At 47.4% G+C, this 26552-nt stretch carries 23 protein-coding genes and 1 pseudogene; 14 read left to right on the top strand and 10 right to left on the bottom strand.

Annotated elements, in window-relative coordinates:
* The first annotated feature begins 56 nt into the window (after window positions 1-56).
* The gene (locus tag K5Q99_RS02515; RefSeq protein ID WP_220775939.1) at window positions 57-566 is read left to right on the top strand and encodes a GNAT family N-acetyltransferase; all 510 of its coding nucleotides are present in this window, start codon (window positions 57-59) and stop codon (window positions 564-566) included.
* A 470-nt stretch (window positions 567-1036) separates the two neighbouring features.
* On the opposite strand, the gene K5Q99_RS02510 is transcribed toward K5Q99_RS02515, so the two are convergent.
* The 3 genes from K5Q99_RS02510 to K5Q99_RS02500 form a co-directional block, all read right to left on the bottom strand.
* Window positions 1037-1924: a phosphoribulokinase gene (locus K5Q99_RS02510; protein WP_220775938.1), complete on the bottom strand. Its 888-nt coding sequence runs from the start codon at window positions 1922-1924 to the stop codon at window positions 1037-1039.
* A gap of 90 nt (window positions 1925-2014) precedes the next feature.
* Window positions 2015-2260 carry a YheU family protein gene (locus K5Q99_RS02505; RefSeq protein ID WP_220775937.1) on the bottom strand — a complete coding sequence of 82 codons (246 nt, stop codon included), beginning with the start codon at window positions 2258-2260 and terminating at the stop codon, window positions 2015-2017.
* Complete coding sequence (locus K5Q99_RS02500) at window positions 2244-3287, bottom strand: hydrolase (protein ID WP_012088344.1); 1044 nt, start codon at window positions 3285-3287, stop codon at window positions 2244-2246. The genes K5Q99_RS02505 and K5Q99_RS02500 overlap by 17 nt, the downstream gene beginning before the upstream one ends.
* Window positions 3288-3487: 200 nt before the next feature.
* Here K5Q99_RS02500 and K5Q99_RS02495 point away from each other — a divergent pair, with 200 nt between their 5' ends.
* Both K5Q99_RS02495 and K5Q99_RS02490 read left to right on the top strand, forming a co-directional pair.
* On the top strand, window positions 3488-3994 hold the full coding sequence (locus K5Q99_RS02495; RefSeq protein ID WP_220592084.1) for a TAT leader-containing periplasmic protein: 507 nt from the start codon (window positions 3488-3490) through the stop codon (window positions 3992-3994).
* 69 nt (window positions 3995-4063) lie between these two features.
* A complete protein-coding gene (locus K5Q99_RS02490) occupies window positions 4064-5659 on the top strand; it encodes a GMC family oxidoreductase (RefSeq protein ID WP_220775936.1) in 1596 nt (531 codons plus the stop codon).
* 145 nt (window positions 5660-5804) lie between these two features.
* Here the strand turns inward: K5Q99_RS02490 and K5Q99_RS02485 are convergent, their stop codons facing one another.
* The gene (locus K5Q99_RS02485; RefSeq protein WP_220775964.1) at window positions 5805-6470 is read right to left on the bottom strand and encodes a cupin domain-containing protein; all 666 of its coding nucleotides are present in this window, start codon (window positions 6468-6470) and stop codon (window positions 5805-5807) included.
* A 116-nt stretch (window positions 6471-6586) separates the two neighbouring features.
* Entirely contained in the window at window positions 6587-7369 is a 783-nt protein-coding gene (locus tag K5Q99_RS02480; protein WP_220775935.1) for an SDR family NAD(P)-dependent oxidoreductase, read from the bottom strand.
* Between the two features lie 102 nt (window positions 7370-7471).
* Between K5Q99_RS02480 and K5Q99_RS02475 the strand changes: the two genes are divergently transcribed.
* A complete protein-coding gene (locus tag K5Q99_RS02475) occupies window positions 7472-7807 on the top strand; it encodes a winged helix-turn-helix transcriptional regulator (RefSeq protein WP_220775934.1) in 336 nt (111 codons plus the stop codon).
* A gap of 133 nt (window positions 7808-7940) precedes the next feature.
* Window positions 7941-8087 (top strand): annotated as a pseudogene (locus tag K5Q99_RS02470) (GFA family protein); the annotation flags it as partial.
* Between the two features lie 77 nt (window positions 8088-8164).
* On the opposite strand, the gene K5Q99_RS02465 reads toward K5Q99_RS02470, so the two are convergent.
* Window positions 8165-8626 carry a TIGR02444 family protein gene (locus tag K5Q99_RS02465; protein ID WP_220592090.1) on the bottom strand — a complete coding sequence of 154 codons (462 nt, stop codon included), beginning with the start codon at window positions 8624-8626 and terminating at the stop codon, window positions 8165-8167.
* Between the two features lie 51 nt (window positions 8627-8677).
* A complete protein-coding gene (locus tag K5Q99_RS02460; RefSeq protein WP_220775933.1) occupies window positions 8678-10591 on the bottom strand; it encodes an ABC transporter ATP-binding protein in 1914 nt (637 codons plus the stop codon).
* A 253-nt stretch (window positions 10592-10844) separates the two neighbouring features.
* On the opposite strand from K5Q99_RS02460, the gene K5Q99_RS02455 reads away from it, so the two are divergent.
* The 5 genes from K5Q99_RS02455 to K5Q99_RS02435 all read left to right on the top strand — a co-directional run bounded on the left by K5Q99_RS02455 (window position 10845) and on the right by K5Q99_RS02435 (window position 16629).
* Window positions 10845-11048: a YheV family putative zinc ribbon protein gene (locus K5Q99_RS02455; protein WP_012088350.1), complete on the top strand. Its 204-nt coding sequence runs from the start codon at window positions 10845-10847 to the stop codon at window positions 11046-11048.
* An 809-nt stretch (window positions 11049-11857) separates the two neighbouring features.
* Window positions 11858-12547, top strand: coding sequence for a S1 family peptidase (locus K5Q99_RS02450; RefSeq protein ID WP_220775932.1), 690 nt, complete (start codon window positions 11858-11860; stop codon window positions 12545-12547).
* A 439-nt stretch (window positions 12548-12986) separates the two neighbouring features.
* Entirely contained in the window at window positions 12987-13844 is an 858-nt protein-coding gene (locus tag K5Q99_RS02445; RefSeq protein ID WP_220775931.1) for a pirin family protein, read from the top strand.
* Window positions 13845-14170: 326 nt separating this feature from the next.
* Complete coding sequence (gene dbpA, locus K5Q99_RS02440) at window positions 14171-15547, top strand: ATP-dependent RNA helicase DbpA (RefSeq protein ID WP_106651764.1); 1377 nt, start codon at window positions 14171-14173, stop codon at window positions 15545-15547.
* A 305-nt stretch (window positions 15548-15852) separates the two neighbouring features.
* Window positions 15853-16629, top strand: coding sequence for a hypothetical protein (locus K5Q99_RS02435; RefSeq protein WP_246604363.1), 777 nt, complete (start codon window positions 15853-15855; stop codon window positions 16627-16629).
* Between the two features lie 199 nt (window positions 16630-16828).
* On the opposite strand, the gene K5Q99_RS02430 is transcribed toward K5Q99_RS02435, so the two are convergent.
* Complete coding sequence (locus K5Q99_RS02430; RefSeq protein ID WP_220775930.1) at window positions 16829-18376, bottom strand: DEAD/DEAH box helicase; 1548 nt, start codon at window positions 18374-18376, stop codon at window positions 16829-16831.
* 583 nt (window positions 18377-18959) lie between these two features.
* Here K5Q99_RS02430 and K5Q99_RS02425 point away from each other — a divergent pair.
* The 4 genes from K5Q99_RS02425 (at window position 18960) to cyaB (ending at window position 24727) form a co-directional block, all read left to right on the top strand.
* Window positions 18960-20006, top strand: a complete 1047-nt coding sequence (locus K5Q99_RS02425) for a DUF3626 domain-containing protein (protein ID WP_220775929.1) — start codon at window positions 18960-18962, stop codon at window positions 20004-20006.
* Between the two features lie 339 nt (window positions 20007-20345).
* Complete coding sequence (cydD, locus tag K5Q99_RS02420; protein ID WP_220775928.1) at window positions 20346-22298, top strand: heme ABC transporter permease/ATP-binding protein CydD; 1953 nt, start codon at window positions 20346-20348, stop codon at window positions 22296-22298.
* Window positions 22295-24046 carry a heme ABC transporter ATP-binding protein/permease CydC gene (gene cydC, locus K5Q99_RS02415; protein WP_220775927.1) on the top strand — a complete coding sequence of 584 codons (1752 nt, stop codon included), beginning with the start codon at window positions 22295-22297 and terminating at the stop codon, window positions 24044-24046. Before cydD ends, cydC begins: the two co-directional genes overlap by 4 nt.
* 93 nt (window positions 24047-24139) lie before the next feature.
* Complete coding sequence (cyaB, locus tag K5Q99_RS02410) at window positions 24140-24727, top strand: class IV adenylate cyclase (RefSeq protein WP_220775926.1); 588 nt, start codon at window positions 24140-24142, stop codon at window positions 24725-24727.
* Between the two features lie 330 nt (window positions 24728-25057).
* Here the strand turns inward: cyaB and K5Q99_RS02405 are convergent, their stop codons facing one another.
* Together K5Q99_RS02405 and K5Q99_RS02400 are read right to left on the bottom strand one after the other, a co-directional pair.
* Window positions 25058-25234, bottom strand: a complete 177-nt coding sequence (locus K5Q99_RS02405) for a helix-turn-helix domain-containing protein (RefSeq protein WP_063883827.1) — start codon at window positions 25232-25234, stop codon at window positions 25058-25060.
* A gap of 93 nt (window positions 25235-25327) precedes the next feature.
* Entirely contained in the window at window positions 25328-26071 is a 744-nt protein-coding gene (locus K5Q99_RS02400; RefSeq protein ID WP_063883826.1) for a DUF599 domain-containing protein, read from the bottom strand.
* Window positions 26072-26552 lie beyond the last annotated feature (481 nt).

Here is a 26552-nt window from a genome sequence, read left to right as displayed (position 1 = left end):
GCGTTTCAGCGGCTTCATGGCATGTTATGGCTGAGCGTTTTTAATCGGTAAACATGATGATAACTATACGAAAAGCAACGAAAGCGGATGCTCAGGCCTGCTGGGATATCCGCAATGCAGCCATCAATAAAGGCTGCGCCGGATTTTATGATGTGGGCGATCTGATTATTTGGACCGAAGGCGAACTGACCGAGCAATTTAGTCGTATCGTCGATGCACATTTTTATGTGGCAGAGTTGTCCTCTGACGAGTTGGCGCTTAAGACTGTGGTTGGCACTGCTATGTTGGATGAACCCTATGCCCAGATAGAGGCGCTGTTTGTTTCCCCCGATGCTATGGGGCTTGGGGTCGGTAAAGCGCTACTGCAATTTATTGAAACCATGGCTTTTAATCAGGGCATTGCTCAGCTGAGGTTGGAATCGACTTTGAATGCGGTGGATTTCTATCGCCACTGTGGTTTTGGTGGTGAAGGTTTAGAAGAGGAATCGATCTACTGCTCGCCTAGAGGCATAGCCTTAGAGTGCAGGGTGATGTACAAGAATCTCGTACGCAGAAAATCAGTTTAAAATACAGGCTGACTCAAATACAGGTATGGAGTTAACTGTTTATTAAGAGGTTGCTGACATACCCGAGGGAATCAACAGATCAAGCATGGATGCGGAATTAACTCTGAAGCTTTAGAGTTTAAGATAAGGTTGCTGACATACTTAAGGTAATCAACAGATCAAGCATGGATGTGGAATTAACTCTGAAGATTTAGAGTTTAAGAGAAGTTTGCTGACATACTTAAGGTAATCAACAGGTCAAGCATGGATGTGGAATTAACTGTTCATAAGAGGTTGCTGACATACTCGAGGGAATCAACAGATCAAGATGGGGGAATTAACTCCCAAGAGTATGCCAACTATCGTTCTTTCGCCTGAAATCCCGATGTCGACAAGATTAGCGCTAATGGCTTAAATCAAACTTAATCTATTGCAAAAAAAAGACTTTATTTCCTTAGCCTTTAGTCAAACCCGCCCCAATCCGCTAGGGTTTAGTTCGCTTCTGGAGTATTGAGTTGCTGGCGTTTTTCCATCAAATCTTTAATCAAAGGCGTGAGGATAAGCTCCATCGCCAGCGACATTTTACCGCCGGGCACGACTAAGGTGTTGACCCGTGACATAAATGAACCTTGGATCATATTGAGGTAATAGGGGAAGTCGACGTTATTGATGCCGCGAAAGCGGATCACTACAAAGCTCTCGTCTAAGCTCGGAATATCTTTGGCGCTAAAGGGGTTAGAAGTATCGACCGTTGGCACTCGCTGAAAGTTAATGTGAGTGCGGGAGAACTGTGGCGTCATGTGCTTAATATAGTCATCCATACTGCGCACAATCGAGCCCATGACTTTTTCACGGCTGTGGCCGCGCTCCGATGTGTCACGGATAATTTTTTGGATCCATTCTAAGTTGACTATCGGTACCATGCCGATCAGCAAGTCCACATGCTGGGCGACATTGGCATCCCCGGTAACCACGCCGCCATGCAGGCCTTCGTAGTAGAGTATGTCGGTATTTTCAGGTAGCGGGCGCCATTGGGTAAAAGTGCCGGGCATCTGGTTAAAAGGCACTGCCTCATCGAAGGTGTGTAAATAGCTGCGGGTTTCGCCTTGGCCTGTGGCGCTGTAATCTCGAAAGCATTGTTCCAAGCGGGCAAAGTTATTGGCCTCTGGGCCAAAATAGCTGAGGTTGCGGTTTTCAGCTTGAGATTTGCGGATCATCACTTCCATTTCGGCGCGGGTAAAATGATGAAAGCTGTCGCCTTCGACAAAGGCAGCATTGATCCCTAATTGGCGAAAAATATGGCTAAAGGCGGTGGTAGTCGTGGTCGTTCCCGCGCCTGATGAGCCTGTAACTGCAATAATGGGATGTTTTGCTGACATTTTTTCTACCTAGCTAGGAACCAAAAGAGCCGCTTATGGGGAAGCGATAAAAACGCGAGTACTATTTATACGGTACAGAGGTAGGACTGGTCAATCTTGCTGCTGTGCTATTTGATCTGTCGAGCGTATCGCGAAGGACTCATCGTCTTCACTGTACTCTAATTTCAGCTTACCTTGTTTAAGTGCTTGTTGACATTGGACTATCGCCTGCGCCAGTTCCTGCTCATCGAGACTGGCAAAGCTGCCATCCTCCACTTGACCGAAGAGATATTCGCGGATCAAATTGGCCAGCGTTTCCTGCGGGAGTTGTAACAGGGTTTCATAGGGAATGAGCATCGGTGCTTCCTTGGGGAATATTGTCGCCGTTGATAGGGTCTACGCTAAGTGGGTCAACACTTTGATCGCCGAGTAAAAAGTGTAAAATCCGTCGCTCAAGATAGAAGCGCGGTTTCCAAGGTGTACCGCCCTCGATAAAGCCAACATGACCGCCATAGGGATGCAGTTCGTATTCTACATAACCCGATAATTGGTTTTGCTGGGGGATCACTTCATCGGTCATAAAGGGATCGTCCTTGGCATGGATGATAAGCGTCGGTTTAGTAATGCGGCTGACAAAGGGTAAACCACTGGCACGCGTATAGTAATCGTCGACGCCGTCAAAGCCGTGCAATGGCGCTGTGACTTTATCGTCAAAATCATAGAAGGTATTTAAACGGTCGACCTGCAACTGGCTCAGCGGCATAGAGATGGCTAAGTCGGGATCGTTCAGCTTATGGCTGATTTTCTGTTGCAACTGTTTGATTAAATAGCTTTGATATACTTTCGAAAAACCATTTTCTAAACGTTTTGCGCAGGCGGACAATTGCAGCGGCGCCGAGACAACCACTGCGCGAGCTAATAAACTGTCATCCTGATATTCGCCCTGATACTTAGTCAGCACATTGCCGCCTAAGCTGTAACCTACGGCTAATAAGGGCGATTGCGGATACGCGCTTTTCAGTGTCGATAGACTAAACTGTAAATCGTCCGTGTCACCACTGTGATAACTGCGCGCGAGGCGATTGGCCTCACCCGAGCAACTTCTGTGATGGTGCACGACGGCTGCGAGTTGCTGTTCTTTACAGGCTTGCAGTATCCGCCGCGCATAATGGGACTGAGCACTTCCTTCTAAGCCGTGGATGATCACCACGATCGGTTTGCCAGACTGCGGAAAATCCTGCCAATCTAAATCGACAAAATCGCCATCGGGCAACTCTAAGCGCTGCCGCTGTAATGCTGGTTTGGCCACTTTAGTGAATACGGGTAAAATCGTTTGTACATGGGGACTCTTGGCCCACCAAGGCGGCATAAAGGAATTTGGCATGGGTGTTTATCTTGGTATCGGCTATTGCTGAAAATTAAAACGTGTGTTTAATTTATATCCAAGCGACTTCAAAATGCTGAAATTCTTATTTTGAGGTCGCTTGGATATAAACTCGTGGGCAGTGTAGCACAATTGTTTTTTATGCTGATATTTAGGCCGACATTTAGATTGATATTTAGATTGATATTTAGGAGATAGAGATGAAGCGACGAACCTTTTTGATGGGCGCGTTTGCCGGTACGGCGGCGTTAGCCTTAGGGGTCAATCTTTATTCTCCTGAGTTTAGTTTGCCCGAGGACAGCGAAGGCAAAGATTATCGCTTGTTGTTTAGCGTGCTTTTACCAGTGATGCTCGACGGGGCCTTACCCGATGTGGCAACCCACAAGCTCGCGGCGCAAAATCGCACTTTAGATGCGATCAAACAGTCAATTACTGTGTTGCCCGATGAGCAGCAGACCGAGTTATTTGAACTGCTCGATATGCTCGAAAATCGCCTCGGCTTACTCGTACTGACCTCAAGTATGACACCGTTATTGATGCGCTCTCCCGCCGAGTTAACCGACATGCTAGAAACCTGGCGCCACAGTTATTTTGCGCTATTACAAACGGCTTATCTCGGGTTGCGGGAATTAGTGATGGCCAGTTACTACGCTTGCCCTGAACACTGGAGTCGCCTGCATTATGCCAAACCTGAACTGTTCAACTAGCTCGCCCGTTTGTAACCGAATCAAACGCCCAATAATAAGCATCTTACCCGCGACAGTGGAGCACTCAAGTTGGCAATCATAGATCCTATAGTGAATGGTTTAAACTCTGGTTGGTTGCACACTGATGCGAGCCAATTGCAAGCAAACCAGCAGTTTGAAGCCGATGTGATTATTGTCGGTACAGGTGCTGGCGGCGGTGTGGCGGCCGAAATCCTTACTCAAGCTGGGCTAAGCGTGATCATGATTGAGGCGGGACCGCTAAAATCCTCCAGCGATTTTAATATGGAAGAGCGAGTCGCTTACCCCAACTTGTATCAACAAGCTGCGGCGATGAAAACCGCCGACAAGGCGATTGGGATTTTTCAAGGCCGCGCAGTCGGTGGCTCAACCACAGTTAACTGGACCACTTCTATTCGCACACCGACCGAGGCGCTAGCTTTTTGGGCGCAACATAAGTCGGTTGCTGGGCTTAATCGCGAGAGCTTAGACCCTTGGTTCGAGCAGATGGAGCAGCGGCTCAACATTCATGAATGGAACTATGAGCCTAACCGTAATAATGCCGCCCTGAAGCAAGGTTGTATCAATCTTGGCTGGGAATACACAGTGATTAAACGCAATGTGGCGGGCTGTTGGAATACTGGCTATTGCGGCATGGGTTGTCCGGTCAATGCGAAGCAATCTATGTTAGTCACCACCATTCCCTCGGCACTTGAGAAAGGCGCGCAGCTGATCAGTCGCGCTAAAGTGACTAAAATTGAGCACCATAATGGTCAAGTCTTTGCGTTAAAGGCGCAGGCGCTAGATGTGAATTTACGACCCACTGACGTTGAGCTGTTATTTAAGGCCAAACATTATATTTTGAGTGCGGGCGCTATCCATACGCCGACGATTTTGATACGCTCGCAGGTGCCAGATCCCCACAAGCTTTTGGGTAAACGCACTTTTTTACATCCGACTTTGTTATCCGGTGGCGTGTTTGCCGATTCGATAAATGGCCATAGCGGCGCGCCGCAATCTATCTATTCCGATGAATTTGTGTGGAAGAATGACGCCGATGGTGAGCTGGGCTATAAACTCGAAGTGCCGCCAGTGCACCCGATTTTAATCGCCTCTAAAACTTTAGGATATGGCGCGAGTCATGCCGAGTTGATGGCGCAGTTCAATCAGTTGCAAGTGACTATTGCCTTAATCCGCGATGGTTATCATCCCGACAGTCAGGGCGGTGAAGTCCACTTAACGCCTAAGGGATTTACCTTAGATTATCCCTTGACCGATGCTTTTTGGCGGGCCGCGAGACGCGCTTTTGCCAGTATGGCGGAGTTACAATTCTCGGCGGGCGCCTTAAAAGTCTTACCGATCAGTGATGGTATGCCTTACTTATCTTCGTGGAAAGACGCCAAAGAAAGCATTGCGCAGATGTCACTCGCGCCACTGCGCACTATCGTTGCATCGGCGCATGTGATGGGCGGTTGTCCCTTCGGCGAAGATGAAAAGCTTTCTATGGTAAACAGTTATGGTCAGTCGCACTATTTAGAAAACTTGTCTGTAATGGACGGTTCTATCTTTCCGACCAGCCTTGGCGCTAACCCGCAGCTGTCGATTTATGGCATCACGGCACGTAATGCCACCGCACTCGCGCAAAAACTCACCGACGGCAAAGGGTGATGTTACCTTAGCCAATGATTCTGATGCTGAGTTGCAGAGAACTCAGCAGCAGATTAAGTTGCTGAAACGTATGCCGCAGCAACTTATGCAGACGTAATTTATGCTTGTAGAAACCTACGTTGCCTAAGACTATGCTCGCTGTGGCTTAGGGCTGAATCGCGCTAACAGGCAAATGACCTGTTTTCACTAAGATAATGGTTTCCTCTTCGACAAAAGGATAATGGCCGCTCATGTGCGGACTGCGTATCCAAGTGTGGCGCGGATATTCCCCTTGCTCATCTTGAAACTTGCCCGATAACACTAATATTTCTTCGCCGCCAAAATGCCGATGGGGTTGAAAGGTTTCACCCTTAGGCCATTTCACTAGCGCAGTATGTTCATGCTCGAATTCGTGTAGCGGCATCACTTGTAAGCCGCCTATGCCTTGTAACCACTCTGTCTGCAGAGTGTTCATCTTGACCACATCAAGATCTCGCGGATCGAATTGATTGAGTTTGACTAAAATAACGCAGCCTTCGTGGCTAAACGGCGCGTGTTGGCTCCCTGGTGGATGGCGAAGATAACTGCCTGCTGGGTAATCGCCGTTTTCATCGGAAAATACCCCTTCGAGTACAAAAATTTCCTCGCCTAGCGGATGCTTGTGAGTCGCAAACTGCGACCCCGCGTCGTATTTCACTATGCTGCTGGTGTGTCCAGACTCTTTAGCCTCCCGCTCGAGTGGTTTGCGCCAAACGCCTTGAGCAGGGCTTGGCAGCCAGGGTTGCTGCTGTGTATCAATAACGACACGTTCGCTAAAGTTCATATTGAGCATAGTGTTAGACATTATTTAACCTTAACTTAGAATTATGATTGTTTACTGTGTTCGTTGCGTCTTACTGCGCTCTGCGATGTTAGCTGTGTATTAGCATACTCGCTTTGTCTGCAATATTAGTTGCGTCCAGCCATCACGCCGCCATCAACATCCCAAATCGCGCCGGTCACCCAGCTGGCGTCGTCAGATAAAAGAAAACAAATGCTGTTTGCCACATCTGTCGGCGTACCGACTCGACCGATTGGGTGAAAAGTGTTGAAGCTTTCAATCACTTGGTCTAGCTCTGCCTCTGGGATAAAAGCGTTATAGATGGGCGTATTGACCACGGCGGGTGAAACCGCGTTGACGCGAATATGCTTATCCGCCAGTTCCATCGCTAAATGCTGGGTTAATGCGTGTAATCCGGCTTTGGCCATGGAATAGGCCGATGACGGCGTGGCTTTAACCGCTTGTTTTGCCCACATAGAACCTATGTTCACTATACTACCGCCGCCCGCATCGATCATCTTGTGGGTCACGGCTTGGGTGATCCTGAACAGGGCTTTATTTAACGCCATGTAGAGATCGTAATCAGCCTCTGAGTGGTCGATAAAAGATTTGGGATTAAAATAACCCGCTGCATTGACGAGGTAGCCGACTTTTTGCTCAAGCTGGCTGATGTGTGCGGTCAATCGATTAACATCCGCAGCTTGGTAAAGGTTGGCTTGAAAACCGTCGACGCGTAACTCGGCTGCTGGATGGGCATGTTTGATTGCAGCGACGGCTGCGGTGAGTTTATCTTGCTGATTGCCGACGATGAGCACTGATACGCCTTGTTCGGCTAATTGTTTCGCCGTTTCGAAACCTATGCCGCTGCTACCACCGACAATAATGGCGAGATTTGAGGTATTAAATTGCATTTTCTACTCCTAAGTATTATCAAGGTGGTAATCTTAAGAACTCAATAACTGTCTGAACAGTAAGTACAAATAGGTAAGGCAGGTACTTTTTGGTACATCTTTATGAATAGCAATGAAAAAATTATTTCACGCAAATCGCCCCCTGAGCGTTCTGCGCGTATGGTCGAGACGATTTATGGCTGTAAGTGGTCATTAACGGTTTATCAGCTGTTGGCCAGTGGGGTACAAAGACCGGGGGAAATGGTGCGCTGCGTTGAGGGACTTTCAACTAAGGTATTGAATCAATGTTTAAAAAAGAACATTGAATTTGGCATCTTAGATAAGGTCATTTATAACGAGCTGCCGCCGCGTGTCGAGTATCAAGTGACTGAGTTTGGCCAAAAATTTCTACATATTTTGGATGAGCTGGAAAAGTTACAGCAAGAAATCGATGCTTAGTTAACTTTCTTTTGTAGTGGCTTAATTTCGACAAGGTAAATCGCAGCGGTTTATTTTATCGAGATGAAGTGCTACTTGATGGAGCACTACTCGATAAAGTCTGCGGCTGGTCGGAAATGGGAGTGTGTATGCCTATCCCGATTACTCGACCTTGAGCATAGCGAGTCTGGACGATGCTAACCAAGTTCAGCCTAAGTACCATATTTACACTGAGAGCCAGCTGAACTGGTTGGTGATTGAGGATAACTGTCAACGCTATCCACAAGGCCGCAGCCGTTAGCGATTTGATGATCACTGGGTTGATTTGATCGAGCTAACTTTGCGGTGCTTGATTTAACGTGATTTGTTTGGATTAGATCAGGGGGCGATTAAGCCGATTTCGTTGGCGTCAATGTCACTGAGTCCAAACAGGCTTAAGTAGCTCACGAGATTTGTCGCTTGGCCGCTTGGGCTGAGTTCATTGAGTTTATTCAAGATGGTTCGCTGCGCTTTACGTTCCATCATTAGCTCAACGGCGAGCATCTGCTGATACTCTTGCTCATTTAGGCTGGACTTAGCGAGTTTACGTAATTTGCGGTAGGGCATGAGAAATCTTTCATCCCATTCACCCACAGCGCTCATCAGCGATTGCCATTGGTCCGTGCTGTATTGCTGCGGCCCAGACACATCCATAGTGATATCTAAATATTGTGCCAGTAGCAGTAGATTGACGTTCACTTGACAGCTATTTTGCAATTCGAGACAGAGCGCTTTGTTTTGCGCATAGCTCATATCACACCATTGCCAGAGTTGACTGTCGAACTGAGTTAAAACCGCCATACTATTTCCTTGTATTGCTGCTACTGACTTTTATGTAAAAGAACGCTGGAGTTATTGTTGCTCCATGACCTCTTGCTCCATTGCATCTATCTCTTCTTGCAACTCGAGCCATTGCATTTCACTGTCTTCTAAGGTTTGCGTCAAGCTCGTTCGTTCGGTTAGTACCGAGGTTAGCTTGGCTTTGTTATCTTGATCATACAATTCGCTATCGGCCAGCAAGTGTTCTAGCTCGGCGAGGCGTTCGCTCAGCTTTTGCTGTTCGGTTTCTAACTTAGTTTGTTTGCGCTTGAGCGGCGATACCTTTTGGCGGATTTCGGCCTCGAGGCGTTTTTGCTGCTTTTTATCGGCGGCAGGTTTGATCTCGTCGCTGGTGCTGTTTTGATTCGCGTTGGCTTTCGCCGCATCGAGCAACCATTGGTGATAATCGTCTAAGTCGCCATCAAAAGCACGCACTTCACCTTGATCCACCAGATAATAATCGCTACAGGTTAAACGCAGTAAATGCCTATCATGCGAGACAACAACCATCGCACCTTCAAAGGTTTGCAATGCCATGGTTAGGGCGTGGCGCATCTCTAAGTCTAAATGGTTAGTGGGTTCATCGAGCAGCAATAGGTTAGGGCGTTGCCAAACTAATAGCGCTAACACTAAACGGGCTTTCTCGCCGCCAGAAAAGGGGCGTACAGGTGAGAGCGCCATATCGCCATTAAAACCAAAACCGCCTAAGAAGTTACGCAACTCTTGTTCGCGGGCATTGGGCGCAAGACGCACTAAATGCTGCATAGGCGTATCGTCGAGGCGTAAAAATTCGATTTGATGCTGGGCAAAGTAACCGATATTGACGCCAGGATTAGGTTCATACAAACCTGTCATTGGCGATAATTGGCCCGATAACAGTTTGATTAATGTCGATTTACCTGCGCCGTTACGGCCAAGCAAACCAATACGCGCACCTGGTACTAAGTTTAAATGCACTTTGCTCAGGATTGGCTTGTCGCCATAGCCTATTGCGACTTGCTCCATCTTAATCAGCGGATTGGGTAGGGCTTCAGGAGCACGAAACTCCATATAAAAGGGGCTATCGGCTTGAGACGGCAACAACTCAGTCATGCGCTCTAATGCCTTTAAGCGGCTCTGCGCTTGTTTGGCTTTACTTGCCTTGTAACGGAAACGGTCAACGAAGGACTGCATATGTGCACGTTCTTTTTGTTGGCGTTCAAAGGCAACCTGTTGCTGCGACATACGTTCGGCGCGAATACGTTCGAAGGCACTGTAATTGCCTTTGTAGAAATTGAGTTTTTGATTTTCAACGTGGACGATTTCATCAACGATTTCATCGATAAAGTCCCTATCATGGCTGATTAAAATCAGCGTGCCTTGATAGGACTTAATCCAACCTTCGAGCCAGTACATGGTATCTAAGTCTAAGTGGTTGGTCGGCTCGTCGAGGAGCAATAAGTCAGAGCGGCACAGTAGCGCTTGGGCTAAGTTGAGGCGCATACGCCAACCACCCGAAAAGCTTTTCACTGGATTGCTTTGCTCGGCTTCACTAAAGCCCAGACCCGCTAACAATGAACCCGCGCGCGAATGAATTGCATAACCACCGATAGCGTCGATTTTGCCGTGTAAGAGTGCGATGGCATTGCCGTCGTTCTCTTCTTGGGCCTGGTGTAATAGGGCTTCTAATTGGCGATATTCGCTATCGCCATCGATCACATATTCCAGTGCCGAGACGTCGAGCGCAGGGGTTTCTTGGGCCACAGTGGCAATTTGCCAGCCAGAAGGCAGACTAAATTCACCTTTATCTAGGCTTAAGTGACCTAAAATTAATGCGAGCAGTGAAGATTTGCCTGTGCCGTTAGCACCGACTAAACCGACCTTATGGCCGGGATAAATCGTCAGAGAGGTCTCATCTAGCAGGGTTTTGCTGCCACGGATTAATTGCGCTTGGTTGATGCTGATCATTGACTACAACTTGGTTAGAACGTGAATTCGTCAGGGCACAGATAATAGCGTACAACCCCGTATCAAACCACAGACTTCCCCGATAACTCGGACAATTATTCGACTTTTCAGGACGATCTTAAGCGAATCGCATCACATCGACCTAAGGCCTCATACTTTCAGGTAACACTGGTATTCAATCATCAGTGTGGCAAAATAGCGGCAATTTCTTCGGCCGAGTCCCTTGGCCCTGCTATCTGGTCCTTTATCTATTATGACAAACACTAAAATCAAAAAGCGTTTCGTAGCCGGTGCTAAGTGCCCAAAATGCAGCGCCAAAGACAGCATTTTACTCTACAAAGAAAACGGCATCGAAACTGTTGAATGCACAGAGTGTGATTACCGTGAACAGCAAACCGATGAGAAGGTCACAGAAAAAGCCACCGGCGCTGTAATCGGCGTGTTTAAACCAGATTAGGTTAGAGTTTTAATTAGGTTGCTTTGATAGAGGACGCCTGTCCTCTATATTATTTTCTGCTTATACCTTTGTGAGTCAAGTTGTGCAAATCATTAATCACCCGCATTCCAGTGACTCGCCGTAAATATATCCCTATAGGCTCGACGGCGGCATCCATGCCGCCAACGGTCACCTTCATACGAGTGCTTAATTCAACTTATCCCTGAGTACACCAATCCTTAAACTAGCTCCCAAAAGGATTAATGTGTATCAGGCTCCTTGGTTTTTAATTAATGGCTGCCGCCATAAAAAGTTAGCTCTAATCTATCAGTCATTACGTAAACCGCAGGCCAAATTGGATAGACCTTTCGCCAAGGAGGAGCGCTCGTGCCTTGTATTAAATGTTAGTAAGGTCATTTGCCATTTTAATTGGGCTGATAAGGCGCAGTGGTTAGTGATGATTAACAACCAATATCAGACCGTACGCATGTCAGAATAGCCACGGCGCGAAGGGCGTTGCAGCAAATGTAGAAGCTTGTCTTATGGGCGTAAGTCGATGAGGGAGTGTTAGCTTGAATCTTGGCTGGAATACAGTGAACTACGTGAGTTAGTCATTTAAACGTGAGCCTAAAAGAATGATAAAGCTAAAGCAATATCAAGTGATTACCCATAAAGTTGTATAAAAAACAGCTACCGCAAAAAAGCAAATTCCTATAGCATCATTCACACCAATTTACACGGATATGGCAGCTGCTAAGTCCAACAAGCGATTTATGCCCTGCAAACAGCGCAGCGCATAAATACTAAGACGTTAGCACTCAAGGATGCATATGAATTACGGTGAGTATCAAATTCCTCTATTGATAGCAAAAATGCGCAACGAAGGTAACACACTACATTTCGACGTAGATCGCTATGCTGGTGTGGCATTTTTCATTGACGGTGAACAAGGTAAGATTGTCACTTGCAAACATATTGTTGAAATGGTTCAAGAGGGAGAGGCTTTACTTGGCAAAAATCTTATTTCTGGTGAAGTAGATGTTATCTACAATATTAAAGCACATCCATTATACGACTTTGCTACAGCTAGTTTTATAAAGCATCATTCATACAAAACCTTCCCACTATTGGATAGAGAGTACAATCCCGGACATGATGTAAGAGCTTTCGGTTTTACTAATATCGGTCGAGAAGGCAGTAATGTTAGAGTAAGCGCTCGTATGCTAAAGGGGTATATTGTCAGTCATGCGGACGAATCAGAACACCCTCAAGCAAGAACCACGAATGAGCTTTCGTTTCCTTCTCTTAAAGGGTTTAGCGGTAGCCCTTTGGTAAGCGAAGAAAACGGCGCGCTAGTTGGTATGTTATTCAGTAATCATGAGTCATCTATAGAAGTCCACTCTTTTATGGATGTAGAAGATAATGGTGAACAATTTAAAGAGAGTATTTATAGAATCATCGAGCTAGGATTGGCTCATTCTGCTAAAGATTTGATTCAGTTCATAGAGGATTTAGGCTAGTGCTAACAAACCAAATCAGTCGGATTTGCTACGATCTCCGCTGTTTGGAGCGTTAATACATAGAAATCTTAATCCGAAACTCACTAATTCGAGCTAGAAATCTAACTCGGAGATGTCTCAAAGTGTGCAGCCTAAGGCTTTTAAATCTACAGGTTACGCTAAAGCCAAAACGGTGAGCTAGGGTGATTAGTGAGACGACCGTCCGCCCCATGGACGGACTGTCTGTGAGTTGACGAGTCAATGCCATGGCAAACCTGTGTGAGTGGGTATCAACTGTCTACCGTTCTATTTTTTCGAATATTTAGGCCGTGATTTCGCGTTATTCTTTTGTAAACTTCCTTGTTATTCTGCCTCCATCAGCAAAGCGTTTGCGTCTTGTGTTAGCAGTATGATTTTGGCGTTTCACGCACCGCTTTGCTCAACCGATAGGAGAGCAGCAATGAAAGTATTAAGTCAGTTTTCCGCCAAAGCCGCGATGGATGGCGATGGGGTCAATATTCGCCGTGTCGCCGATTTTGTGACGACTAAATTTGATCCTTTCTTGATGATCGACGAAATTAAATCCGATGATGAACAAGATTTTATTGGCGGCTTCCCCGCACATCCCCACCGCGGGATGGAGACCTTCACTTATATTCGCAAGGGTGGCTTCGAGCACCGTGACCAAATGGGCAATGTGAAGGCGATTCGTGCCGGCGATGTGCAGTGGATGAGTACTGGGTTCGGGGTAGTGCACTCTGAAATGCCGCTGGCCGATGCGGTTGATGGTCTGCATGGATTTCAAATTTGGGTCAACATGCCCGCGAAAGACAAGCTGCGCCCCGCTAAGTATCAAGATACTGCGGGTAGCGTGAGCGTTGAAGCGGCCAATGACACGGGCGCTAGCTTAAAGGCCTTAGCGGGTGATTGGGGCTTTAAAGATCAACCACTGATTAGTGCGGCTATCCAAGGATTGGCTGGTGAGGCGGCGATTGCCGACTTGATGATAAACGCGAATGGTGAAGCGCAGCTCGATTTATCCAAACACGAGTTTGTCGCCTTGTACTTGTACCAAGGTGACTTAAGCAAGGGTGAAGATTCACAGTGGTCATATCATCAGGGCGAATTTTTAGTGCTCGATAGCCAAAGTGTGCTTAAGCTTAAAGCCGATGAGCGCGGCGCAGGGATGTTACTGTTTGCGGGTAAACCTATCCGTGAAAAAATCGTCCAGATGGGTCCCTTTGTGATGAACACCCAAGCGGAAATTCAGCAGGCGATTCGCGATTATCAAGAAGGGCGTTTCGGCCAAATCGCGTAATTTGTTAAATCAGCCGCGCTGAGCGAATTCTAAACCCAAACCTAAATTAGCCCTAAGCCCTGTATTCCTACAGGGCTTTTTGTTGCTGTTCACTCCAGCTATGTCTATTGCTTAAGGACTTGAGGTAAAAGCTGCGCTTTGTTGCTACAATAGCCGTGCTTTTGGGTTGAGCGAGCATAGCGCTTTATTCTTAACTCAAGCTAGCCTGAATCTTGATAGACCAGTTAAATCGATAAGTAACGCAATTTCAGTAACCTAGCAGCCGCTTCGTTACCCACCACAGGATATTCACCTTGAGCAACTCTGATACTAAGCCTAATCCATCAATGGCTTTTTCGACTCTTAAGCTAAAACCCGAACTGCTTGAGAACCTTTCTTCTATGGGCTACAACGAGATGACGCCAATTCAGGCGCAAAGTTTGCCACCCATTTTAGCGGGGCAGGATGTGATAGGTCAGGGTAAAACTGGCTCGGGTAAAACGGCCGCCTTCGGCTTAGGATTACTGAACAAGTTAGACGTTAAACGCTTTCGCATTCAAACCTTAGTGTTATGCCCAACCCGCGAGTTGGCCGACCAAGTGGCGCAGGAAATTCGTACCCTTGCCCGTGGTATTCATAACGTTAAAGTACTGACACTTTGCGGCGGTGTGCCTATGGGGCCACAAGTCGGCTCGCTGGAACACGGCGCGCACATTATTGTGGGTACGCCGGGTCGTATCGTCGATCACTTAGATCGCAATCGCTTAGATTTAAGCAATCTCAACATGTTAGTGCTCGATGAAGCCGATCGCATGTTAGAAATGGGTTTCCAACCCGCCCTCGATGCGATTATCGAACAAGCGCCACGTGAGCGTCAGACGTTGCTATTCAGCGCGACGTTCCCAGAGCAAATTCAATCGATTGCTAAGCAAATCATGTATGACCCAAGCATGGTTAAAGTGGAAGGTAATCACGACAGTTTAAGCATAGCCCAGCATTTTTATCGCTTAGACGATGACAAGGCGCGTATGCAAGCGCTGCAATTATTGTTGTTAGAACATAAGCCTGAAAGCGCAGTAGTGTTTTGTAACACGAAACGCGAAACCCAAAAAGTGGCCGATGAGCTTGAAGGTTTAGGCTTTAGCGTATTGGCCCTGCACGGTGATTTAGAGCAAAGAGACAGGGACGAAACCCTGCTACAATTTGCTAACAAGAGTGCCTGCGTATTGGTGGCGACCGACGTTGCTGCCCGTGGTTTAGATATCGATGCGCTGGATGCCGTGTTTAACTATCACGTCGCCTACGACACCGAAGTGCACATTCACCGTATCGGTCGTACTGGCCGTGCGGGCAGTAAAGGCGCCGCTTATACCTTCTATAACGACCAAGACGGTTACAAGATTGCCTTGTTAGAAGAGTATTTAGAGCGCGAAATTACCAGCGAATCACTGCCATCTGAAAGCCTGCTCGGCAACACGCCTGCAGCGCCAACCATGATCACTTTGCAGATCGATGGCGGTAAGAAAGAAAAACTGCGTCCAGGGGATATCTTAGGCGCGCTGACGGGCGAAAACGGTATCGAAGGCTCGCAGGTGGGTAAAATCCAAGTGACCGATTACCGCGCCTATGTGGCCGTTAATCGTAAGGTTGCCAAGAAAGCGCTGAACAAAATTACTGGCGGCCGCATTAAAGGGAAATCTTACCGCGCTTGGCCAATGAAGTAAGCTTGGCTTAGCTTGAGTTGAATCGTACCTCGATTTAATTCGCTCTATTTTTAAAGGGAATAAACTCAAGTTTATTCCCTTTTTTATTGGGTGATTAATGCAGTGACTGAGTCTGTTTGTTTTGTAAATGTTAATTCTGGCGGGGGTTAAGTAACACTTTGTATTTGTCTGCTGAATTGATATGCCCCTCAGCTTGCCTGTGGTAGAAGTGATTCTGAGTAAAAAATAAATGAGCAGATTAACGACTTTGTCAGGTGATAAGGCCTGCATCGGTTTGGAGTATTTATGTTTCGATAGGCAAAAAATTGTGGATCCAGCTGCAAGAGAAATCCTTTACGCCCAGAGTCAATGTGCCTCAGTATTTACTTGATGATCCGATTTATCAAGGCGGTGTGTTGAAGCAAAGCATGCTGAGCGCGCCAGAGCGTGATCCTAATAAACCTGTGACGGATGATGAGTATGGCTGGTCTGCCAAAATGTGGGAGCCTGCAGTACGTGCGCGTTATCAGCAATTGGTACGCCAGCTAGGCCAAGAGTTTGATGGGAAAATTGCGGGCATTAACTTTAGTGAAAGCTCAATTGATGTGGGGACTGAAAACGCCGATGGAACAACGACGTTCCCCAGTGATTTTAATCCTAAAGCCTATATCGATGCGATTGGCGAAAACATGCAAGTATTAGCTGAGTCATTTCAGCATTCAACCGCTATGGTGTATTTGAACTTTTTACCAGACGAATGGCTGCCATGGAATGACAAAGGCCATATGCGAGGTTTGTTTGCGCAAGCCAAAGCGCTCAATATGGGCGTAGGTGGCCCAGATTTAATGCCATATCGTAAAGGCCATATGGGACAGAGTTACGCCTTTATTAAAGAATATCCAGCGGCATTGGTGAAAGGCATGGCGGTGCAAGACGGTAATTTGCGGCAGATTAATCCCAAAACAGGTAAAAAGAATACTGTGCCTGACTTGCTGGATTTTGCACAAAACTACCTAGGGCTAGACTATATTTTTTGGGTTGAAGATGAACCCTATTTTACGGATGAAGTCCTGCAGCAGTTGCCCGATATTAAGGCGAATTAACTTAGGTTGCTGTTTAACGTTTTTTTTAGGTTGTTGTTTAAAGCGACGATTGTTCAAGCGAGTTATTGATCAATGTGTGGATAATGCGCTAAGCATCAATAAATAAAGACAAAAAAAACGCCCAATTCCTGACGGAGTTGGGCGTTTTTTTAGGGCTTAATGCGGCTAAATCGCCAAGCGAGTTCGCTCAGCGGGTGCATTAATCCTGTGAATGTCTTGGACGACTCGCACCGTTATTTGGGCGACGGGTATTTTTCTTTGGGCCATTGGCGTAAGGGTTCTCACCCGCTTGGCCACGATTTTCGCCAGAACCTGAACGGCTTTCACTTGGACGACTAGCGCCTGCGCTATTCGCACGGCCATCGTTTGAACGTGGTGGACGTGGTTTGGCTGAATCAGCACGAGGTGCGCTACTGGCTTCACCGCTGTGTCTTGGGTTCTTGTCGTTTGGCTTGTGGCCGCGCGCGACGTCACCGCTGCGTTGACCATCTTTATGCTCTGCGCTTCTTGGGGTGCCATCGCGTGAGCTAGGTTGGTTTGAGCTGCGGGTATTTCTACGGCTTGGTACTGATTTACCGCTGCTTTTTCCGCCGCCACCTAAACGTGACTCAGGCAATACATGGTTAAAGCCTTCAACCATTTCTCGGTCTAATACGCGATTGATCAAACGCTCGATATCGTTCAGCAGTTTGATTTCTTCGTTGCTCACCAGTGACACGGCTTGACCCGATGCGCCAGCGCGGCCAGTACGGCCGATGCGGTGCACATAATCTTCTGGCACGTTCGGTAAGTCGAAGTTAACCACTTGTGGCAATTGGTCAATGTCCAAACCACGGGCGGCGATATCGGTCGCAACCAGTACGCGAGCTTGGCCATTTTTAAAGTCGGCCAAGGCTTTAGTTCGCGCAGTTTGGCTCTTGTTACCGTGGATAGCGGCGGCTTTAATGCCCGCATCTTCAAGGCTTTTTGCCAGACGGTTAGCGCCATGTTTAGTGCGCGAGAATACCAGCACTTGTTGCCAATCGTTTTGCTTGATGAGTTGGATCAAGAGTGCCGATTTCTGGCTCTTATCGACGGGGCAAACCCATTGTTTTACTGTGGTCGCCGCCGCGTTACGTGGCGTGACCGAAATTTCGACCGGATTATTCACTAAGCCTTTTGCCAGCTCACGAATTTCATCGGAGAAGGTGGCTGAGAGCATCAGGTTTTGGCGTTGCTTAGGTAAAATGGCCAGGATCTTACGGATGTCGCGGATAAAGCCCATGTCGAGCATGCGATCGGCTTCATCTAATACTAAGATTTCAAGCTGGCTGAATTTCACCGCTTTTTGATTGTACAGATCCATCAATCGACCTGGTGTGGCGACTAATACGTCGACACCGTGGCGCAATTTCGCGATTTGTGGATTGATAGGCACGCCACCAAATATCACCGCTGAGCGCAGTGGTAAATTTTTACCATAGGTTTCAACACTTTCTGCAACCTGAGCCGCCAATTCGCGTGTTGGAGTTAACACTAATGCGCGCACTTGGCCTGCTTGGGCACGGTTACCTTTACTCAGGAGTTCGAGCATAGGTAGGGTGAAACCTGCTGTTTTACCTGTTCCTGTTTGGGCGGCCGCCATCACATCTTTGCCTTGAAGCACAGCTGGAATGGCTTGAGCTTGGATTGGCGAAGGTGTGTCGTAGCCTTGTTCGGCAACGGCTTTAAGTATCGGGGCCGATAAGCCCAGGGAGGTAAAACTCATAGATTGGTCTCTTGTGGCAACGCTTTGCTGCATTTATGGTCAATAGCCAGGTCTGCTGGCGGGCGTGCAGCTTACAGGATCGGGGCCCTAAGTGCCATCGAATAAAGACTTTTACAGCGGGTTTCATTCATATTGGCACATAAATCGCTTGTCAGCGGCTTTCACTCGGTCTCGCATATCTTTTAGGCGCAAGTTTCCTCAGTCGAGTTTGAGCTTATTGAGGGCGAATCTGCATTCGGTTAAGTGCTGTATTGTACTGGCAGAGGCTTTGGGGTCGGACTTTTACTGTTATTTTGGGGTGCGGTTGAGCCTAATGGACTCACCAAATGTACAGTATGGCTATCAGGCTGATTCAATCAGCTAAACAGGCCGGTTTAAAGTTAACTCGTCGACTCTTTTTATCTAAAAGTTAGAGTGAGTTAGCGCTAGATCACGCTAGATTAATTTGAGTGGTATAAACTCAAGGCGATAGGAGTAGAATTCATCAATATCTATTTTCTGCATGCTTGCGATGAGTCTCGTGTTTATTTTAGGATGAGCCAACGCGGGAAACGGTTAAACGCCTCTCATTTATAGGTGGATTATGACAGCGATACAGCATATTGAACGCCTTGCTCGAGGACGCAGTGAACAGGCCGTCGCTGTGATTAAAAATGTGCAACAGATGTCGAACATCCCCATGCATGAGATGCAACTCGCCCTCAAACAATTGCTCAACTGTGGCCGAATTGCGCTGCATTTTCACCCTGATAGAATCGACAGCCGTGGTATGACAGTAGCCGAAGGTTTGCTGCGCGATGGTCAATACCGCAGTCAGTTTGAGACCCATATTTCCAACGGTCAGTTATCCCCTGAGTTAGGTGGCCCAAGGGATCACTGGGAAAATCAGCTGTTTGGTGATGTGTATAAGGGCACTAAATCTCGGCCTAAATATGGCGCACTCGATCTAGGCATGTGGCAGGACGGCCCCGCGCCGCGTTTTGGTAGCTGCTATTTGCTGACCCACGCCAGCGTGTTGGCACGTTCGACCTTTTGTTATCTCGACTCGTACCGCAATCCGAAAGAGAAGGGCACGCTATCATGCTTCGATGATATTTTAGCGGCGCTACTGACCGAGAGTTTTGAGCGTCACTATGCCTTAGGCAAATCTGACTTTAAGCCGCTAAATGTGATTCATTATTTGGGACATCAGCTCAATACTTCCTTGCTGTCACGATTCGAGCGGCCGTTATCGAATAATCTCGATCATTATATCGAGGCGCAGATCCACGGTGATGTTTCCCTCGATGAAGATATCGCCATGCTGGTGGCCGATCCAAGTTTTAAAGGCACTGATATTGGCGCCAGCTTAAGTAAAATTTGCGACAGATATGATATCGAGCTGCAATATCATGATGGTTTTAGCCTACATACGGCGCAGATCCCGAGCGATTTTCGCGGGCCAACTATGCCATCGCTGGCTAATCGTATCGCCATAGAAGACAGAGTCGATGCCCATGCCATAGGTGTGGCCGCGCGGGATTTATATCATTCACCCCAGCATTGGCGCGACCGCGGTAACCGTGCCCAAGTCGCCCACGAACTTAAGTTACTTTGGCATGTGTTAGTGAAATACGGCGCAGTGCAGTGAGGGTTAAGTTCTGAATGCAAACTACAAGCTAACTTAAGGTTTGCTTGTGGCTTTTTGAATACTGACTGCTGCGATTTACTGAGCAGGGTTAAATACTTTAAGTTTCCCCAAACAGGCTAGTGCTAGGGAAAGTTCCGTTAACTCAGGGATTTGTTTATCTTTAGCTCGTTTTTGTGAGTCCGCTAGCAAAAGTCTGTGATAGGGTTTCATCTGTTGTAGATGCCTGCGATACTGCGCCCCTATCGGAACTTTTTAGCCGTTGCAAGCCCCGTAAACTGAGTCGTTATCGATAGCCGATCCTCGCTACGAGTCGCTTAATTGTTTTCTTGTTGGAGCACCATGGATAAGTCGTTAGAAAAATCCCTTCTTGTTTGGCTTAAAGCCCAGAAAAAAGCCTGTGGCTTGTTCCTTAAATTGTCGTTATGGCTTGGGATGATAAGCGCCGTCGCTATGGTGGCGCAGGCTTATATTATCGCGACGATTCTCGATGGCGTGATCATGGGGCAGCAAGTCATGCCGCTCACTGACAATGTCCAGATGGTCAGTTCCAGCGTGAGTATTGATACCTATACACCTCATTTTATTGCGTTAATCGCATTGATGTTACTGCGTGCCTTGCTGGCTTATGGACGTGAACGCGCCAGTTTTGAGGCGGGTAAGCGTCTGCGTGGTCATATTCGCGCGGCAGTAATGGACAAGTTGACTAAGCTAGGTCCGGCGTTTATTAAAGGTAAACCCGCAGGCAGTTGGGCTAGCATAGTGTTAGAGCAAGTCGAAGATTTACAAGACTTTTATGCCAGATACCTTCCGCAAATCAGCCTTGCTGGTTTTATTCCCATCCTCATTTTAGCAGCGGTATTCCCGATTAACTGGGCGGCAGGCTTAATCCTGTTACTCACTGCGCCGTTAATCCCTATGTTTATGATTTTAGTTGGCATGGGCGCTGCCGATGCAAATCGCAAAAATTTCAGTGCGCTTGCAAGATTAAGCGGCCACTTTATGGATAGATTAAAAGGCTTAAGCACCTTGAAACTCTTCCTCCGTGGTGATGCTGAGCTAAAGGTGATCGCCACTGCTTCGGAAGAGTTCCGTAGCCGCACTATGTCGGTACTGCGCATGGCTTTTTTAAGCTCGGCGGTATTAGAGTTTTTTGCGGCGGTTTCGATTGCTGTGCTGGCGGTTTATTTTGGTTTCAGTTATTTAGGTCACTTAGATTTTGGCTACTATGGCGCCCATGCCAATATCAGCTCGAGTACAGATCCTCAAATAGTCGGTATTCCTTTTAGCCTGTTTACTGGGCTGTTTATTCTGATTTTAGCCCCTGAGTTTTATCAACCGCTGCGGGACATGGGCACCCATTACCACGCTAAGGCGCAGGCCGTCGGCGCGGCGGAAGCCTTGATTACTTTGCTCGAACATCCCGAACCTGAGTTTGTCGGCCAAGTGCGCATCGATAGCATAGAAACCCTGAGTGCCGACAATCTTGAAGTGTTCAGTGTCGATGGCACACGTTTACTTGGCCCGTTGAGTTTTGAGTTAAATGAGGGTGAACGCTTAGCCTTAGTTGGCCCAAGCGGCGCGGGGAAAACCAGTTTACTCAATGCCTTATTGGGATTTCTACCCTATAAGGGACATTTGCTGATCAATGGCCATGAGTTATCCGCATTAGACTTAGCCCATTGGCGCCAGCATTTAGCTTGGCTGGGCCAAGAACCGCAGTTATTCCACGGTACTGTGCGGGATAACGTTGCTTTAGCCGACCCCACTCTGCCCGATGATAGACTGTGGCACTTGCTGGCAGAGGCCAATATCAGCGACTTCGTTAAGGCGCAGCCATTGGGTTTAGATGCCCCAGTCGGTGAACAATCCTCCGGTTTATCCGTTGGCCAAGCTCAACGTATTGCCTTAGCAAGGGCGCTTGGGCAGCAGGCGAGTTTGTTTGTCCTTGATGAACCCACAGCCAGTTTAGATAGCCAGAGTGAGCAGGCGGTGAGTTCTGCGCTGAATCGCGCCATGGCGGGTAAGATGTGCATTATGGTGACCCACAGATTAGATCAGTTAGATCAAATGGATACTATTCTTGTGCTCGATAAAGGCTTGATAGTGCAGCGGGGCGATTACACCACTTTGTCTGACACAAACGGCTTATTCCAAACTTTACTGCGTGAAAATATTGAGTCCGTGGCGGATATTGAACTTGTACCGTTATCGGCCAGCGCCAGTGAGACGCAGCTTGATAGTGACGCTCCACTTGACATTGCCGCCGAGCCCACTAAAGGAGAGGCCCAATGAAAGTGCTAATCCCCTTTATTCGATTGTTCTCGCGCCAGTGGCTAATGATGTCCGTGGGCTTGCTGCTGACCATTATTACCTTGATGGCTGGCATAGGTTTACTGTCACTTTCGGGCTGGTTTCTTTCCGCTACAGCGGTCGCAGGTTTGACGATAGTCACGGCGCAGTCCTTTAACTTTTTCACTCCTGCTGGCGGGGTACGTTTCTTATCCATTGCCCGTACTGCTAGTCGTTATGGTGAGCGTTTAGCGACCCATGAGGCAACCTTTAAGTTGCTGACTGAGCTTCGCGTTTGGGCGTGGCAAAAACTCTTACCGCTAAGTGCTAAAAATCTGCAGGGGCTACGCCGTGGCGACATGCTCAATCGCTTAGTGGCCGATATCGATACCCTAGATCATCTATATCTGCGACTGCTCACGCCTATGGCGGCATCACTGCTGATGACTGGGCTCTTGTATCTGTTTCTTGCTTGGTTCGATGCCAAGTTGGCCCTGAGTCTCTGCCTATTTTTAGTCGCCGTTTGGCTGGTGATGCCACTGCTATTTTATCGCCTTGGGCACATGCCGAGCCGCACTATGCTCGAAACTAAGCGCCATTATCGGGTGCTGTTGCTTGATATGCTGCAAGGCCAAGCCGAACTCAGCCTATTTGGCGCCAATGACAGATTCAGGCAAAAACTAAACGAGGCTGAGGCAAATCTGTTTAAAAGCCAAAGTGCGATGGCCAATATCACAGCGCTCAGCCAAGCCATGTTGATCCTCTCCACTGGCTCAGCCTTGATCATGATGCTTTATTTAGCCGCTCAAGGCGTGGGTGATGCTGTGCCGCCGGGCCCTATGTTTGCGCTTATGGTGTTTGCCACTATGGCCTGCGTTGAGATGATGATGCCGATCGCGGGCGCGTTTCAGCATTTGTCTGGCTGTGTATTGGCGGCGACACGGATTAACGAAATCACCGAACAAGAGGCAGATATTCAATTTGTTACCGATACTGGCCTTAAGGCAAAATCCGGCGCATTGCAGATTGAAGATATCCACTTTGGTTATCGAGACGATCAACACGTGCTGCAAGGTTTGTCCCTTGAGATAAAAGCGGGGCAAAAAGTCGCGCTACTTGGGCCAACGGGTTGCGGTAAGTCGAGTTTACTGGCGCTGATTACCCGCGAGTGGCAAGCGCAGCAAGGGCACATAAAGCTCGATGGCCATGCACTTGCAGAGTACAGCGAGCGCGGGCTTAGGGATGCGATGACTGTGATTAGCCAACGCATCTATTTGTTTGCGGGCACTTTACGGGAAAATTTAGTAATAGCCTTACCAGTTATCGAAGGCGAGAAACGCACGGCCCACGACGCACGTTTGATTGATGTGTTACAGCGGGTTGGGCTTGGCGCTTTACTCACGGGTGATAAGCCGCTGGACAGGTGGATAGGTGAAGGTGGACGTCAGCTTTCGGGTGGCGAGCAGCGCCGTATTGGTGTTGCTAGGGCACTGCTGCGTGATGCGCCGCTGCTATTGCTCGATGAGCCAACCGAAGGGCTAGATAAACGCACCGAGCGAGAGATTTTAAGTTTACTGTTTGAATTTGCGCAGGATAAAACCTTACTGATGATTAGCCATCGTTTAACTGCTATGGCGAAGATGGATCAGATTCATCTACTCGGTCAGGGTAAGATTATTGCGTCTGGCACTCACCAGGGCTTAATTGAAAACAGTGCAGAGTATCAGGCCTTATACCAAAGACTCGCTTAAGCCTGCTGTATTCAAGGCGTTAATGCTCAAACCTTTGACGCTCAATATGATGAATAGCGATATATTTTACCCATTAAAAGCGGATATAAATCGATGAACTCTGCGATGCCTGAAGCGTTAGCCCCACAAATTAATGCTCATTTTAATGGTCAATTTGAGGTCGAGCTTAAATACCGCTTATGGGATCGCCACGCTTTTTTCGCTGCCTTGCAGATGAGAAATCCTGAGGTCATGCTCGAAGATAACCTTGAGCATGACTGTTACTTTGATCTGCCATCACAGTCACTTAAAGGTGAGCACAAGAGCTTGTGTATCCGTGAGATGCAGCCATCGGGGATTATGCTGTGGATAGTAAAGGGGCCAGAGAAAGACCGCTGTGAAGCTGTGAATATCACCGAAGCGACCAAGGCAAAAAGTATGTTGCATACCTTAGGTTATGAGTGCGTATTGGAAATTAAAAAGCGCCGCAGCATCTATTTTCTGGGTGAATTTCATTTAACAATCGATCATATCGAAGGTTTAGGGGATTTTGCTGAACTCGCGATTATGACCAATGATGAAACCCTGTTGCCTAAGTATGAAGTTCAATTGCAACAACTCGCTGCCGATTTGGGCTTAAGTGAAACGCAGCGGGAGTGGTTATCCTATCGGCAGTTGCAGCAGGCTTTAAATAATAAGTAATGGTTCAATCTTTTGGATTAACAGCTTGAGGCTTAATAGCTTAAAGTTTCATCGCTTAAGTTTAATGGCTTGCACCGCTAAATTCGGCTAACCAATCCCTTGCAACAAACCGGAATGGCTTAGTTCAAATCCCTTTGAGTTTTACTGTCCATGTTGTATTCATAGGTTGTTTTCATTCGTTATCGACGGCTTAAACTTAAGCCTTGTCATTAAACTTAAGCATCACCTTTAAAATTCAAGCTACTTTCAAAAACTTAGACTCAAAATTAAAATCAAACGATTTAAGCAGCGGTTACCCCGCTTTACTTGCCATGACTTGCCTAATGCGTTTTAGCCTAAGCGTTGTGAAAAGGCGAGATAGCGTTTCACTTCCGCTTCAGGGAATTTTAATTCGTCACCTTCTTGAACACTCGAGAGTAAATTCTCCCGAGCGAAGCGTTTGATGGTCGCAGGTGTTTTATCTAACATTTTGCACACTTCATCTAAGGTTAATAAGTTATCGCTCATAGCACTCTCCCAGTATTTCAATAGAAACATAACCCAAAGAGTATAGAACAATAATTTCAACCCAGATGACGCCTGCAACCTAAACCGCTAAGGTTATGACTCTATTTTGTGGTTACGAGCCGCTTCCCGGACTTGATTCTCTATTTGCAGATGGCCTTTTGCCGCAGTAATAGCTTGAACCGCGCGGGACTTAAATTCGCGGCGATATAAGGTCGCGACCACAAATAAGCTGGCCGAAATAAACAGTATCGGGTGCACAAACCAGCACAATACCGCCATCGAAAAGTAATAGGCGCGTAAGCCATAGTTATAGGAGTGCGCCGCTTGATCTTGTACCGTCGCCATCTGTCTTGCGTAGGCTTTGAGATTGTCGTTCGAGCCATCGCTGTCTAAAGGACCCGCGCCTATCATCACGTTCACAAAACCGTATTGGCGCATCGACCAAGTAAACTGGAAGAAAGCCATCACAAAAATGCCGACTAACAGCGCGAGTTTGACTTGCACCAACGCATGATTCGGTGGCGTGGCGAAGGGAATGGTGGCAATAACACTTTCTAGTCGCTCAACTTGTGCAAATAAGGTCAGCACACCCGCGAGTACAAACAGCGTAGTCGAGGCAAAAAAGGCTATATTGCGCTCAAGGTTGGCCAGCAGCGCCGCATCACCCACCCGCACGCCGCGGGTCATCACCTCAAGCATCCAGTAAATTCTATGCTTATGCAGACCACGGGCAATACAGTCGGTATCTTTCGCCTTACGACGAGCAAAGGCGGTATAGCCAGCCCAAGAAACGATAAACCACACCAATGCAGAAATATCTAATAGCGAAAATGTCATAGTTGCCTTGAGAAAGTGACTTTGAGAAAGTAAAAAATCGGTTGATTGAGTGCGATTATGAAGGTTTTTATCTCTTAGGCGCAATCCCCTGGTATCACTTTGAAATCCATCCTATTAACAATTTGAAGCCGCTCACATTGGTTTGAAGCCTCTCGCTGAGTGATACTCAGTTTTGAGGAAAATTCTTGTAAGGTAAGTGAGTGATAAGAGTGTGTTGGGGCACATTGAATACTCACCAAGGTTGTTGTAAACGATGAATAAATGGCTCAGTCCAACCAGTGTAAGCCGAACATGCCAAGGATAGGGTAACTTAATCCGCATGGGTGTTTCACATTAACAGGCGCAGTGGTACGGATTTCATTAGGGGCGCAGCCAGACTGTTAAGTCCGTATATATGGCAGTACAACCGCTTTTAGCGGTAATGAGTCACATCAATAACAATGGTAGGAGTAAAGCAGTTAAACAGAAAACTAAGGCCAAA

This window comes from Shewanella hafniensis, from assembly GCF_019655335.1.
GTDB lineage: Bacteria > Pseudomonadota > Gammaproteobacteria > Enterobacterales > Shewanellaceae > Shewanella > Shewanella hafniensis.
This window is presented reverse-complemented; position numbering and strand designations above follow the sequence as displayed.